This window comes from Clostridium sp. (assembly GCF_051278035.1).
In the GTDB taxonomy this organism is placed as follows: Bacteria; Bacillota; Clostridia; order Clostridiales; family Clostridiaceae; genus Clostridium_AD.
In genome coordinates, this window is record NZ_JBNMNU010000002.1 from 57,665 (window position 1) to 70,407 (window position 12,743).

Sequence of the window (12,743 nt, forward strand, 5' to 3'; positions counted from 1 at the left end):
ATATTTTAAGGGGCTAGAAATTATGGAAAGATTCTTGAACTTAAAGAAATTATTTGCTGTAAAAAGACTCCCAAACTTAAAGAAGCTTTTTATTATGAAAAAATTCTTAAACTTAAAGGTTAGAAGTAAGTTAATTATATGTTTTATAGCTATATCATTGTATATAAGTATGGTAGGCATATCTAGTTATAACAGTATGAAGGCTATTAATAAGGGCAATGATTATATTTATAATAACAATTTAGTATCTATTCAAACTCTCGCTCAGATTCAAAAAAATGTTATTAGTATCAAAGGCGACCTCGAGGTAATATTATTGAAAAAGAATCCTACGGTGACTCAGGTTAAAATAGATAAAGTCAGTTCTTTAGTAGATGAGAATAATAAGCTTTTACTAAAATATAATAAAGTTAATATTATGAGTGTGCAAGATAAAAATAATAAAAAGTTAAATTCTACAAATGCTACTAATGATAAATTAATTAAAGATTTACAAGATTTAATAAGTGGAAATAAATTTGATGAATCAGATGATTTGTTTCAAACATTTAATGCAGTATCAAGTGGCTTAGACAATGACCTTCAAAATTTAATAATAACTCACAAGGAAAGTGCTAGAATAACAAATTTAACTAATAGAAATTTATTCATGAAGTCCTCTATAATTATACTATTAGTAACGGTAAGTGGATTTATTATAGCTATTTTACTTGGTATTTTAATTAGTGGCTTTATAGCAAAAGGTCTGAATAAAAGTGTAGATTTTGCTGAAAGCTTAAGTATGGGTGACCTATCAAAAGCTATAGACATAGACTTAAACGATGAAATAGGAATATTATCAAAAGCGTTAAACAAAGCATCTCAAAATACTAAAAAATTAGTAGTAAGTATAATAGAGCAAGTGGATAAAGTGAATACTGATAACCATAATATTTATCAAAGTACAGAGGAAATATCAGCTGATATTCAATCTGTACACGAAGCAACCTATAAAATTAATTCTGACATAAATAATATTAACGCAGGAGTTAATATTATAAGCGATTTGTCTCGACAAATGATTTCGTCAATTGGAGTTATATCAGATAAGGCCATAGTTACAAGTGGAATTTCTAAAGAAATAAAAGAGAGAGCCACAAAAGTTAAAAATAACGCATTAGAATCAAAGAAGATGGTAAGTTCTATTTATATTGAAAAGCAAGCAAAAATTCTAGAAGCAATAGAAAACGGTAAAGTAGTTAAAGAAATAAAAGTAATGTCGGATCTAATCGATAATATTTCTAAACAAACAAAATTGTTATCATTAAATGCTGCAATAGAAGCAGCCAGAGCAGGGAATCAGGGAAAAGGTTTTGCAGTAGTAGCTGATGAGATTGGAAAGTTAGCATTATTATCAACAGGTGTAGTATCAGATATTAAAAATATGGTTAATTTAGTAGAGGAAGCATTTTCTTATATTGCTGAGAGTTCTAGTGAAATATTAGAACTTATTGATAATAAAATCAGCAAGGATTATGATTTGATGCTGAATATGGGGAATGATTACCAAAAGGATTCTGAATATATGGATACATTTTCTGATTATCTGGTACATAATACTTCAGATATGAAAAATACTATCGATAAAACAAATATGTCAATTAACTCAGTATTAACATTGCTTTTAGACGTTGGTGGAAGTTCTAATGAAATAGCTGCTAGTGTAAGTGAAACTTCAAAAGCTATGGATTACATTGTAGAAGGATGCCAGGATGGAGCAAACAAAGGCGAGGATTTACGTCAATTGGTCCAACAATTTAAAATTTAAACTTTCATGATATGTACGTATATTTTAGGAATGAAATAGGAGGAAACTACATGGGTATTATTCAAACTAAAAACATTAATTTATTTTATGGTGAATCTCAAGCATTAAAAAATATTAATCTAGATATAAATAAAAATGAGGTTACTGCACTTATTGGGCCTTCAGGCTGTGGTAAGTCTACATTCTTAAGAACTTTAAACAGAATGAATGACTTAATAGATAATGTAAAAATAGAAGGCCAAGTTATTTATGAAGGTAAGAATATATATGATGAGTGCAATATAATAGAACTTAGGAAAAAAATAGGAATGGTTTTTCAAAAACCTAATCCATTTCCTATGTCTATATTTGACAACATAGCTTACGGTCCTAAAATACATGGCGTTAAGAATAAAGCGCAATTAGCGGAAATCGTCGAAAAGAGTCTTAAGGGAGCGGCAGTATGGGATGAAGTTAAAGATAGGTTAAAAACAAGTGCAATGGGACTATCAGGTGGGCAACAACAGAGAATATGTATAGCTAGAGTTCTCGCTGTAGAACCAGAAATTATTTTAATGGATGAGCCTACTTCCTCACTTGACCCAATATCTACAGCTAAAGTTGAGGAACTCATGGATGTACTAAAAGTGAATTACACAGTTGTTATAGTTACTCACAACATGCAACAAGCGGGCAGGATATCAGATAAGACTGCATTCTTTCTCAATGGTGAAGTTATCGAATTTGGAAAAACTGAAGAGATTTTCCATAAACCACAGGATAAGAGAACAGAAGATTACATTACAGGAAGATTCGGCTAATAATTAGTTAAGGGAGTGAATAAAATATGACAAGAGCATCTTTTGATTTAGGACTTGAGCAAATCCATAATGACATATTAACTATGGGAAGTATTGTAGAAAAGCAAATATTTAAGTGCATAGAGGCATTAGTAAATCAAGATTGTGATTTGGCAGAAAAGGTAATTAAGGATGATGACTTAGTGGACAATCTTCAAAAGGTAATAGAAGATAAGTGCGTTAAATTAATAGCAACGCAGCAGCCTTTGGCAAGTGATTTAAGAACCATATTTACTTCAACCAAGATAGTAACAGATTTAGAAAGGATAGCAGACCATGCCGTTGATATATCTAAAATAGCCATAACACTTAAAGGGCAAACCTATGTAAAGCAGCTTGTGCATATTCCACAAATGGCTGATATAGCAAAGGAAATGATTAAATTCTCTATTGACGCTTATATTGAGGCGGATATCGAAAAAGCATACAGTACTTGCAAAATGGATGATAGAATGGACACTCTATATAAGGAAGTTTTCAATGAGTTACTTCTACTAATGTCAGAGGATGCCACTACAGTAAATCAAGGCAGTCAATTATTATTTGTATGTAAGTTCTTAGAAAGAGTTGCAGACCATACAACAAATATTTGTGAGTGGACTGTTTATTTAGTAACTGGGGAGCAGATAGATTTGAATGATTAGGTAATGAAATAGATATGGGATGTATATAAATTAGTTATATACATCCCATACTTATTAGTATTTTAAGCTATGTATTTGATTTTTAACACAAAGATAAAATAATCTTAACGCAGTATTAATAATCCTATAATATAATATATTATAGGGAGGTGAAAAAATGAAAAATTTAAATATATGCATTGATATCGATGGAACAATTACAGACGCATATTTTTGGCTAGAGGAAGCAAACAAGTATTTCAATAAAAGTGTTACCGTGGATCAGGTTACAGAATACTTTATCCATAAAGTTATGAATGTAGAAAAATTAGAATATGAAAAATTTTATAAAAAAAACAAATTCAAAATCCATTCAAAACAGGAACTAAGGGAGGATGTTAAGATATCCTTAAAAAAACTTAGTATGCTTCATAATGTATATTTTGTTACAGCTAGGGACAAATCACTTACTATGCTAACTCATTCATACCTTAAGAAAAATGATTTATATTACGATGATTTATTTGTTTTAGGTAGTCATTACAAAGTTGAAAAAGCAAAAGAGTTAAATTGCAACATCTTTATTGAGGATAGTTATGACAATGCAATGCAACTTTCAAAAGCAGGATTTAAAGTTCTCCTTATGGATACTAATTATAACAGGGGTAAATTAAATGAGAATATAATTCGCGTTTATAATTGGAAAGAAATATATGAAAAAATAAATAAACTGTTGTTACATAATAAAGCTATGTAATGGCAGTTTATTTATTTTAGAGGTTGAATATTACAAAAATATAACAATAACTTAACCTAAACTAAGTCAAAATTTAATTTTTGGGGAGTATTATAAAAATATAGGGGAGGTGTATTATAGTGATAGTAGATACTCATTTCTGATATTCTTTTTAAATACCTATCAAATAATATTGGGTTTAAACTTAACAGAGTAGCCTTTGCATATATCACAGAGTGGGTAATGAAAAAAAAGGGGCTTTTGAACACCTGTATTATGAGATAACTCTTCACATAAGATTTATAATGCTACTTACAAGAGGGAAACTAAGGCTTAATAATGATGATATGCTTTACGATAATGTAGAGGGAATATTTCTGAATTTACAAGAAAGGTACAATACAGAGGGAGAGAGCTTAGAAAGGGATATTAACTATGCATTATTTGCAGCAACACAAATTTCAAAGTTAATAGTTTATTCAAGTCAATTGTATTTTGGGCAAAATACAGAACAAATTATTGAAAAGTATATATTAAGATAAATTAATCTCTAACTGTGCAAAACTATGCTAAAAACACTTAACAGGTAATATTTGAAATAAAAAAACTGCTATTACACAACTAAAAGGTGTGCGATAACAGTTTTAGATTTGTCTATATTTAAAAACTTCCACACATACTTGTGTATTTTGAATGTTTACGATTTGTTATTGGATTTGAGAACCTATGGTTTTTACTTTTTAGAGTCAATAAATAATCTTTGAACATATATTTTACTTCGTTTGTAAATTGTTTGTCCATTTTAATCTGTTTGAATTTAAATTCATCTGTAAGGATCAAAAAGCTGTCTAATTCACTTTGTAAAATTTCAACATAAAATGCATTTCGGTTTTCACCATCCATAATTAGTAATGGGTTTAATTGGCTTTCATTCACAACAGCTTTAAATTTGTATAGGATCTTTTTGTTCTTGCTTAAAAAGTGTCCGTAATTAATATAATTAGGATTGTCATCTTCAGGAAAAATTATTTTATATATAGTTTCTTCTTTGGTCATTGTCATCCTCACCTTTCTAATTAATATTAGATAAATAAAAATAAAACTACGCTATTAAAAAATGTATATTTAAAATATATTTCATAATTATACCTTAACATTCCATTGTAAAGAACATGTTAAGGGCTTTTTAAGATTCGGTTATTCTTGTTTGTTAAAAGTCAGAACAACAATGTAAAGAGTAGGTAAATTTTAAGATATTAAGCTATTGCTATGATATAATTTAATTGGATATAAATAATTAATAGTACCTCTAAAATATGCGGATGAGGCTGCTTTTGAACTAACCCCGATTAATAAAGAACAAGGAATATTTAGAAGAGTAATTTTTGTTAAACCAGTTGTACCAGCAGGTGATGATATTGGATTTTTACCTGGTACAGAGGAAGAAAAATTGAAACCTTGGATGGGAAGTTTTTATGATTCAGTAGAAAGTTTAATGGATATGAAAAGTAATAATAAAAAAAATAACCTTAAAAATAAAAAGAACAAAAAAATTAATCAACATGAGAGGGAGAACACTTTCGGACGCCTTGGTTATAGTTGATGAAAAATCCAATGGACTAGTTTATACTATTGAAAAAATGAAGTCTTTTGCAATAACTGGGCATGTTACTTTAGAACAAGTAGAAAGAAGTCCATTATCTAAATTAGCAGAAAAGTCTATGTAGATAATATTTAAACTCAAATAGTACGAGGAGGATAGATTTTTAAATTTATCTTCCTTTTAACTTATTTATTTTAGAGGGTTAAGTGAAAATTTAACATAAATATATACAAAGCTTAACGCAATATTAACTATACAAATATATAATGTACATATATAAAGTATCATTAGGGGGATATAGTTATGCCAGATGAATTAAGAAAAATTATTTTAGAGAATAACTTAAGAAGTGTTTTTCAACCAATCATTTCACTACAAACGGGAGATGTTATAGGGTGCGAAGCATTGACAAGGGGACCTGTGGATAGTAAATATATAAATCCTGAAATACTTTTGAGGAAGCTAAAACGCATAATCTCCTTTGGGATTTAGAAATTTTATGCAGGTCAAATGCAATAAAGACATTTAGTAGTCATAATTCTGATAAGCTTCTTTTTGTTAATGTAGATCCGGCTGTTTTAAAAGATGAGCATTTCATTAAAAGCTTTACTAAAGAGATATTAACAGAAAACGAGATAAGTCCACTGTCGCTTATATTTGAAATTACTGAAAAAACATCAATTGATAATTATAAAAACTTTAATGAAGTTATAGACTATTACAAGAATCAAGGATATAAAATAGCTATTGATGATGTTGGAACAGGTTATTCCGGACTTACAACTATAGCAAATACAAGACCAAACTATATTAAAATGGATATGAGTTTAATAACAAACGTAACTAGGGATAATTTCAAAAAAGCAATAATTAAATCATTTGTTGAATTTGCAAATACCACAAACACTAAAATTATTGCTGAAGGTATTGAAGATGTATGTGACCTTTATACTCTCATTGAAATCGGGGTGCATTATGGCCAAGGATTTTTAATAAATAGACCAGATGATAATTTATTAGAAACACCTGAGTTAATCAAAAATAAAATTATCGATAAAAATGTAGGTTTAAAAAAACATATATTTAGTTCAAGTTCAAATGTTAATATAGGAGAAATAGCGAGACAAGATAGTCCGGTTTTAGAGTCAACAACATGTATTGAGATAGACAAAGTGTTTAAAAATAATCCCAATATAACAGGTGTCTCAATAGTTAATAGTGACTATATAGCTGTTGGATTAGTAATGAATTCTAATTTCTTTTCTAAAGTTGGAACTCAATTTGGATGGGCAATATATATGAAAAGATCTGTACATATAATCATGGATACAAATCCTCTTATTGTTGATTATTATACCCCTTTGGATAAGATATCAAAAATTGTTATATCGAGAGAAGAGGATAAACAATATGATTATATAATAGTAGAAAAAGATAATAAATATTATGGTGTTGTTACTGTAATTTCATTACTAGAAAAAATAATGGAGTTTGAAGTGAATGTAGCAAAATATTCTAATCCACTAACAGGATTGCCTGGGAATGTAGTTATAGAAGATTCTATCTGTAAATTAATTGTAGAGAAAAAAGAGTTTTCTCTTTTATATTTTGATATAAACGATTTTAAAGCTTTTAATGATACATATGGGTTTGAAAATGGAGATAGAATTTTATCATTTATAGCAAGTGCTATTCAAAAGCATACTTGTGTATATAAAAATAGTTTTATTGGCCATGTAGGTGGGGATGATTTTGTGGCAATTATACCAGGGCATAATGCATATAAACTTTGCCGAAATATAATAAATGAATTTGATAGCAATGTTTCAAATTTTTATAATGAGGATGATAAGAAAAAAGGTTATATACAATCAATTAACAGAAATAATAAGGAGGAAAATTATCCAATAATGAGTATATCTATTGCAATAGTAATGGATAAAAATAAGTCGTACACAAATATATATGAATTAACTGAAGATGCAGCAAAAATTAAAAAGAAATGTAAATTAGAATCAAAAAGAATAATGAAAAGTTGTTTTATAGTATAGTATAAAAAATGTATATAATAAAAGTTCATCAAAAGTAAGTAAAGAAAATCTATATTGAAGAGGTGGAAATAATGAAAACTTTAGTAATATACAAATCAAAAACAGGATTTACGCAGAAATATGCAAAATGGATTGCAGAGGAGTTGTCTGCGGATATTTTTGATGTTTCAAAGGTTAATACTAATATGATGGCAGCCTATGATACAGTGATTTACGGTGGAGGTTTGTATGCTGTTGGTATCAATGGTGTAAAGTTTATAACAAAAAATCTGGATGATATTAAGAATTGTAAAATTGTTGTTTTTGCAACGGGAGCATCACCCTCTACAAAAAAGGTGAAAAATGAAGTGAGAGATAAAAACTTTACTTCTGAGCAACAGAAATATATACAGTTTTTTTATTTGAGGGGTGGATTCAATTTTAGTAAGCTAAATCCATTTTATAAAGTGGTTATGATCTTATTAAAATGGAAAATAAAGATTAAAAAGGAATTAACACCTGATGCAAGAGGTATGCTAGCCAGTTACGATAATCCAGCAGATTTTACAAGAAGGGGCAATATAGATAAAATAATTACCTATGTGAAAAGTAATTAACAGGTGCCGTTTTACAATTAAAAACTGTTATTACACAATAAAGAAGTGTAATAACAGTTTTTTATTCGGCTAATATGATTTCAGTTTTAAATTTATTAAAACTAGCAATCACATTCTTATTTAAATAAGAATCCGTAACAATATAGTCAATCTTGTCAAGCGGTGCTATATTTATAGTTGCATTTTTACTGAATTTACTGCTATCCGCAGCTATGAACACTTCTTTTGATCTTTCAATAATAATTTTCCTAGTAACCGCTTCTTGCATGTTAAAGTCTGAAACACCATTGTCTACCGTGATGCCAGCAGCGCATATGAAACTCTTTGTAATATTAAGTCCAGAAAAATTGAAAATATAATCATAGGTAACTACAGATCGTTCGGCATGTCTTATTTTACCACCAATTATAATAATCTCAAAATCACTATTCATTAATTCATTTACCACTGGGATAGAGCTCGTAATAATAGTAAGATTTTTTTTATTAGCAATATGCTTTGTAATATGATAAGTAGTTGAACCACTATCGATAAAAATACAATCCCCATCTTCTATAAATTCACTGCATTTCTTGCCAATAGAGTCCTTTTGTACTAGTTTACTTGTCATTCTATTTTCCATAGAGGGCTCACCAAGGGTTGGGTCTTTAATTTTTGCGCCTCCATAGACCTTTTCTATTTTATTTTGTTTTTCTAAAACGGATAAATCTCTTCTTACAGTCTCAATAGATACATTAAATGTTTCTATAAATTCAAGAATAGTCACCACATCTTTTGTTGATAGTAAATCTAAAAACTTTTTTTGACGTTCAATTGGTAGCATGAGATCATCCTTTCAAAATTAATATTTTGATTTTGTATTAATATATAAATAACTTATCATAAAATATGACGACATTCAAGAAAATGTTGATAACTAATTAAGAAAAAACTAATTTTTCATGCAAAGGTAGTCATGATATTATAAACATATTTCAATAATTTACCCATACTTAACATTTAGACAATATGTCTTTAACATAATAGGGGTATATTTAAAGAGTACTAAAGAAACACTTTAAAATTTTATGGAGGTGAATTCTTTTGCTCGAACTAAAAAATATTAAAAAACAATTTGATGGAAAGGTAGTGCTAGATGGGATAGATCTACAGATACAAAAGGGTGAAATTGTATCTATGTTAGGGCTTAGTGGAAGTGGAAAAACCACACTGCTTAATATAATACTTGGTTTAACCCCAATGGATAGTGGCGCTATTATTTTTGAAGGGGTAGATATAAGTAATGCGCCTATGAAGGATAGGGGGTTTAATATAGTTTTTCAAGACTATGCACTGTTCCCCAATCTTAATGCATACAAAAATATAGTGTATGGACTAAAGAATAAGCCAAATTCAGTAAGTAGTGAAGAACTAGAGGCCTTAATAGATTTCCTAGAATTAAGACCTCATCTATCTAAAAAGATATATCAGCTTTCTGGTGGCCAGAAGCAGAGAGTAGCATTAGCACGCACCTTAGTTACAAAACCTAAGATACTTCTTTTAGATGAACCACTAAGTGCTCTTGATGGAGTTATAAAAGAAACTATAAAAGCTAGAATTAAAGCTATTACAAAAGAGTACAATCTTACCACTATTATAGTAACCCACGACCCGGAGGAAGCATTAACTATGGCGGATAAAGTACTTATAATTGATAAGGGTATTATATCGCAATTTGGTACACCTAATGAGGTAATAAATCAGCCTAAAAACAATTTTGTAGAAGAGTTTATACTACATCAATTAAAAATAAAAAGAGATAACATTTACAATTTATTTGGAGAATATTGTGTATGAAAAAAAGATTAGAAATAAAGATCATATATATAATAATTGCCTTAGTTTTTATAATATTTTTGATAGTTCCACTTCTAATATTATTTATTAATTCATTTAAAAATGGAGAGCAAATTGGAACTTATAGCTATATTTCGGTAATTAATGATAGGGATATTTTAACTTCTATGATACACAGTATTGTGGTTTCAGGAATTACTGCCGTTATAACTACAATTACAGCTTTTGTTTTAGCCTACGCTGTAAATTGTACGCAAATATTTAAATCTACAAAGAGCATAATTAAAATTGGAATTTCAGTTCCTATGTTTTTGCCTACATTAACATATGGTTTTGCGATTATATATTCCTTTGGTAAACAGGGACTTCTAACCAAGCTATTCGGTAGAGAAATAATGCGAATTTATGGATTCAATGGACTACTAATTGGATATGTAATTTATACAGTTCCTTTAGCTTTTCTCCTTATAAATAATTCTTTTAAGTATATAGATAAAAAGTTTATTATTGTTTCAAAACTTATGGGAGATAGTGTTATTAGGAGTTTCACTAATACAATATTTAGACCTCTTATAGGTACCTTAGGAGGAGCCTTTGTCTTAACTTTTGTTTTAAGCTTCACAGATTTTGGGATACCCGCCTCCATAGGAGGAAACTACAGCGTTATTTCAACTCACCTTTATCAGGTTATGCTTGGCTCTATACCAGATTTTAATAAAGGTGCAGTAATAGCTATCTTCATGCTTATACCTGCAATATTTGGAGTTTTATTTTTAAACTATCTTGAAGGATTTAATTTTCACTATGATAAATTCACTAAAGTTAATTTAATGAAAAATACACTTCGAGATGTTTGCCTTGGAACCATATCAATTTTAATAGTTGTAGGGATTATGTCGATATTTGCAATAATGTTCATAGCACCTTTTGCAGAAAATTTTCCATATGATATGTCGTTTACCACTAAGTTTTTTAAAAACACTTTGTTTTCAGAGAGCATTTTACAGGTATATAAAAATTCCTTTATTATATCAATTATTTCAGCATTAACGGGCACATTACTTGCCTATTCTTCAGCTATATTAAACGTTAGGACAAACATTAATAAAAGTGCTAAGGGGTATATAGATATTCTTTCTATGATAACAAATGCTGTTCCAGGAATGGTTCTAGGATTATCATATTTACTGTTTTTAAACAAAAGCGATTTAAAGGGCACTTTCACAATAATAATAATTTGTAACATGGTACATTTTTTTACAACGCCGTATCTTATGGCTAAAAATTCATTATCAAAAATGAATCCCGCCTTTGAACCTACAGCAGAGCTTTTAGGCGATACGTGGATTAAGACAGTGGTTAGAGTGGTTATTCCAAGTTCAATATCTACCATAATTGAAATGTTTAGCTATTACTTTATAAATTCCATGGTTACCATTAGTGCAATTATTTTTCTTGTTACTGCTAGGACTTCTGTTCTAACTAGTAAGATAAAACAGCTTCAACATTTTGGTGATTTTAATGAGATATTTGTTCTTTCAATACTGATCTTCGTAACAAATATTATTATGAGAATTTGTTGTAATTATGCCAATAAGAAACTATCTATAAATTAACAAAAGATATAAAAAAATATTATACAAAAGGGAGAGATATTTAATGAAAAAATTATTAAAGAGAATTTCGGTTAGTTTTATGGTACTTTCAATGTTAGTAGGACTAGTAGGTTGCGGAAGCAAAACTGCAGAGAAGGTGGTTATCTATACCAATGCAGATGAAGAGGCTGTAACAGCAATGAAAGATAGTCTTAATAGTTCTGGATATGATGGAAAGTATGTGTTGCAAGCACTTGGAACTTCAGAGCTTGGTGGAAAACTTATGGCTGAGGGTAGCGATATTGAAGCGAATTTAGTAACTATGAGTTCTTACTTTATTGATAGTGCTCAGGAAAAAAATGAAATGTTTAAGGATTTAGATTTTGAAACAGGGGCTTTAGAAAAATATCCAGCATATTACACTCCTATACTGGCAAATACAGGTTCAATATTTGTAAATACAGAGTATATGAAGGAAAAAGGATTAGATATGCCAAAATCTATAAAGGATTTAACTAAAGATGAGTATAAAGGAATAGTATCTATTCCTAATATAATGAACTCATCAACTGCTTGGCTTCTTATTCAATCAATTATAAGTGAATATGGAGAAGATGAGGGTAAAGTTATACTCAGTAGTCTTATCGAAAATTGTGGTCCACATATCGAAACTTCAGGCTCTGGTCCAATAAAGAAAGTAAGAGTTGGAGAAGTGGCAGTAGGGTTTGGACTTCGTCATCAGGCAGTTGCAGATAAAATTTCAGGAAAACCAATAGATTATATAGATCCAATAGAAGGTAACTTTTCACTTACAGAAGCAGTGGCAGTAGTTAACAAGGAGAATACAGCTACAACAAAGTTAGCTATGGAAATGGCAAAGGTTATAACTACTAAAGCAAGACCAGAACTTCTTAAGTATTATCCTGTAGCATTATACGAAGGGGAAACTGTAGAAGATGTAAATAAGCCTACAAACCCTAAAATATTTGATAAAGCATTAACAGTAGAGCTTCTTCAAAAACATCAAGAATTCTTCAATGCAGCAAAATAATAAATA

General features: G+C 29.3%; 15 protein-coding genes. 13 read left to right on the top strand and 2 right to left on the bottom strand.

The features are described from left to right. The first annotated feature begins 22 nt into the window (after nucleotides 1-22). The 5 genes from ACJAX4_RS00855 (at nucleotide 23) to ACJAX4_RS00875 (ending at nucleotide 4,547) form a co-directional block, all read left to right on the top strand. Nucleotides 23-1,807 (top strand): methyl-accepting chemotaxis protein, encoded by a 1,785-nt coding sequence (locus ACJAX4_RS00855; protein ID WP_435787556.1) that lies wholly within the window; start codon nucleotides 23-25, stop codon nucleotides 1,805-1,807. A gap of 50 nt (nucleotides 1,808-1,857) precedes the next feature. After that, nucleotides 1,858-2,607 carry a phosphate ABC transporter ATP-binding protein PstB gene (gene pstB, locus ACJAX4_RS00860; protein WP_435787557.1) on the top strand — a complete coding sequence of 250 codons (750 nt, stop codon included), beginning with the start codon at nucleotides 1,858-1,860 and terminating at the stop codon, nucleotides 2,605-2,607. A 26-nt stretch (nucleotides 2,608-2,633) separates the two neighbouring features. Then, on the top strand, nucleotides 2,634-3,290 hold the full coding sequence (gene phoU, locus ACJAX4_RS00865; protein WP_435787558.1) for a phosphate signaling complex protein PhoU: 657 nt from the start codon (nucleotides 2,634-2,636) through the stop codon (nucleotides 3,288-3,290). 157 nt (nucleotides 3,291-3,447) lie between these two features. Beyond that, nucleotides 3,448-4,026 carry a hypothetical protein gene (locus ACJAX4_RS00870; RefSeq protein ID WP_435787559.1) on the top strand — a complete coding sequence of 193 codons (579 nt, stop codon included), beginning with the start codon at nucleotides 3,448-3,450 and terminating at the stop codon, nucleotides 4,024-4,026. Nucleotides 4,027-4,241: 215 nt separating this feature from the next. Next, entirely contained in the window at nucleotides 4,242-4,547 is a 306-nt protein-coding gene (locus tag ACJAX4_RS00875; RefSeq protein WP_435787560.1) for a hypothetical protein, read from the top strand. Between the two features lie 118 nt (nucleotides 4,548-4,665). Here the strand turns inward: ACJAX4_RS00875 and ACJAX4_RS00880 are convergent, their stop codons facing one another. Continuing rightward, nucleotides 4,666-5,061 (bottom strand): hypothetical protein, encoded by a 396-nt coding sequence (locus ACJAX4_RS00880; protein WP_435787561.1) that lies wholly within the window; start codon nucleotides 5,059-5,061, stop codon nucleotides 4,666-4,668. 361 nt (nucleotides 5,062-5,422) lie between these two features. On the opposite strand from ACJAX4_RS00880, the gene ACJAX4_RS00885 reads away from it, so the two are divergent. The 5 genes from ACJAX4_RS00885 (at nucleotide 5,423) to ACJAX4_RS00905 (ending at nucleotide 8,255) form a co-directional block, all read left to right on the top strand. After that, entirely contained in the window at nucleotides 5,423-5,608 is a 186-nt protein-coding gene (locus ACJAX4_RS00885; RefSeq protein ID WP_435787589.1) for a hypothetical protein, read from the top strand. Continuing rightward, entirely contained in the window at nucleotides 5,568-5,732 is a 165-nt protein-coding gene (locus ACJAX4_RS00890) for a hypothetical protein (RefSeq protein ID WP_435787562.1), read from the top strand. The genes ACJAX4_RS00885 and ACJAX4_RS00890 overlap by 41 nt, the downstream gene beginning before the upstream one ends. 179 nt (nucleotides 5,733-5,911) lie before the next feature. After that, on the top strand, nucleotides 5,912-6,100 hold the full coding sequence (locus tag ACJAX4_RS00895; protein ID WP_435787563.1) for a hypothetical protein: 189 nt from the start codon (nucleotides 5,912-5,914) through the stop codon (nucleotides 6,098-6,100). A 23-nt stretch (nucleotides 6,101-6,123) separates the two neighbouring features. After that, on the top strand, nucleotides 6,124-7,659 hold the full coding sequence (locus ACJAX4_RS00900) for a GGDEF domain-containing protein (protein WP_435787590.1): 1,536 nt from the start codon (nucleotides 6,124-6,126) through the stop codon (nucleotides 7,657-7,659). A gap of 71 nt (nucleotides 7,660-7,730) precedes the next feature. After that, nucleotides 7,731-8,255, top strand: a complete 525-nt coding sequence (locus ACJAX4_RS00905; RefSeq protein WP_435787564.1) for a flavodoxin domain-containing protein — start codon at nucleotides 7,731-7,733, stop codon at nucleotides 8,253-8,255. Between the two features lie 61 nt (nucleotides 8,256-8,316). Here ACJAX4_RS00905 and ACJAX4_RS00910 read toward each other — a convergent pair whose 3' ends face one another. Continuing rightward, on the bottom strand, nucleotides 8,317-9,078 hold the full coding sequence (locus tag ACJAX4_RS00910; protein WP_435787565.1) for a DeoR/GlpR family DNA-binding transcription regulator: 762 nt from the start codon (nucleotides 9,076-9,078) through the stop codon (nucleotides 8,317-8,319). Nucleotides 9,079-9,338: 260 nt separating this feature from the next. Here ACJAX4_RS00910 and ACJAX4_RS00915 point away from each other — a divergent pair, with 260 nt between their 5' ends. The 3 genes from ACJAX4_RS00915 to ACJAX4_RS00925 are packed head-to-tail and all read left to right on the top strand — an operon-like array spanning nucleotide 9,339 to nucleotide 12,737. Continuing rightward, nucleotides 9,339-10,091 carry an ABC transporter ATP-binding protein gene (locus ACJAX4_RS00915; protein ID WP_435787566.1) on the top strand — a complete coding sequence of 251 codons (753 nt, stop codon included), beginning with the start codon at nucleotides 9,339-9,341 and terminating at the stop codon, nucleotides 10,089-10,091. After that, nucleotides 10,088-11,707, top strand: coding sequence for an ABC transporter permease subunit (locus tag ACJAX4_RS00920; protein ID WP_435787567.1), 1,620 nt, complete (start codon nucleotides 10,088-10,090; stop codon nucleotides 11,705-11,707). Before ACJAX4_RS00915 ends, ACJAX4_RS00920 begins: the two co-directional genes overlap by 4 nt. A 43-nt stretch (nucleotides 11,708-11,750) precedes the next feature. Next, nucleotides 11,751-12,737 carry an extracellular solute-binding protein gene (locus tag ACJAX4_RS00925; RefSeq protein WP_435787568.1) on the top strand — a complete coding sequence of 329 codons (987 nt, stop codon included), beginning with the start codon at nucleotides 11,751-11,753 and terminating at the stop codon, nucleotides 12,735-12,737. The last annotated feature ends 6 nt before the right edge of the window (nucleotides 12,738-12,743 follow it).

What these genes read in the sequence shown, in the direction of transcription:
- phoU (WP_435787558.1), top strand. Translation starts at nt 2,634, where the DNA reads ATGACAAGAGCATCTTTTGATTTAGGACTTGAGCAAATCCATAATGAC.
- ACJAX4_RS00920 (WP_435787567.1), top strand. Translation starts at nt 10,088, where the DNA reads ATGAAAAAAAGATTAGAAATAAAGATCATATATATAATAATTGCCTTA.
- ACJAX4_RS00895 (WP_435787563.1), top strand. Translation starts at nt 5,912, where the DNA reads ATGCCAGATGAATTAAGAAAAATTATTTTAGAGAATAACTTAAGAAGT.
- ACJAX4_RS00870 (WP_435787559.1), top strand. Translation starts at nt 3,448, where the DNA reads ATGAAAAATTTAAATATATGCATTGATATCGATGGAACAATTACAGAC.
- ACJAX4_RS00880 (WP_435787561.1), bottom strand. Translation starts at nt 5,061, where the DNA reads ATGACCAAAGAAGAAACTATATATAAAATAATTTTTCCTGAAGATGAC.
- ACJAX4_RS00890 (WP_435787562.1), top strand. Translation starts at nt 5,568, where the DNA reads ATGAGAGGGAGAACACTTTCGGACGCCTTGGTTATAGTTGATGAAAAA.
- ACJAX4_RS00910 (WP_435787565.1), bottom strand. Translation starts at nt 9,078, where the DNA reads ATGCTACCAATTGAACGTCAAAAAAAGTTTTTAGATTTACTATCAACA.
- ACJAX4_RS00925 (WP_435787568.1), top strand. Translation starts at nt 11,751, where the DNA reads ATGAAAAAATTATTAAAGAGAATTTCGGTTAGTTTTATGGTACTTTCA.
- ACJAX4_RS00855 (WP_435787556.1), top strand. Translation starts at nt 23, where the DNA reads ATGGAAAGATTCTTGAACTTAAAGAAATTATTTGCTGTAAAAAGACTC.
- pstB (WP_435787557.1), top strand. Translation starts at nt 1,858, where the DNA reads ATGGGTATTATTCAAACTAAAAACATTAATTTATTTTATGGTGAATCT.
- ACJAX4_RS00905 (WP_435787564.1), top strand. Translation starts at nt 7,731, where the DNA reads ATGAAAACTTTAGTAATATACAAATCAAAAACAGGATTTACGCAGAAA.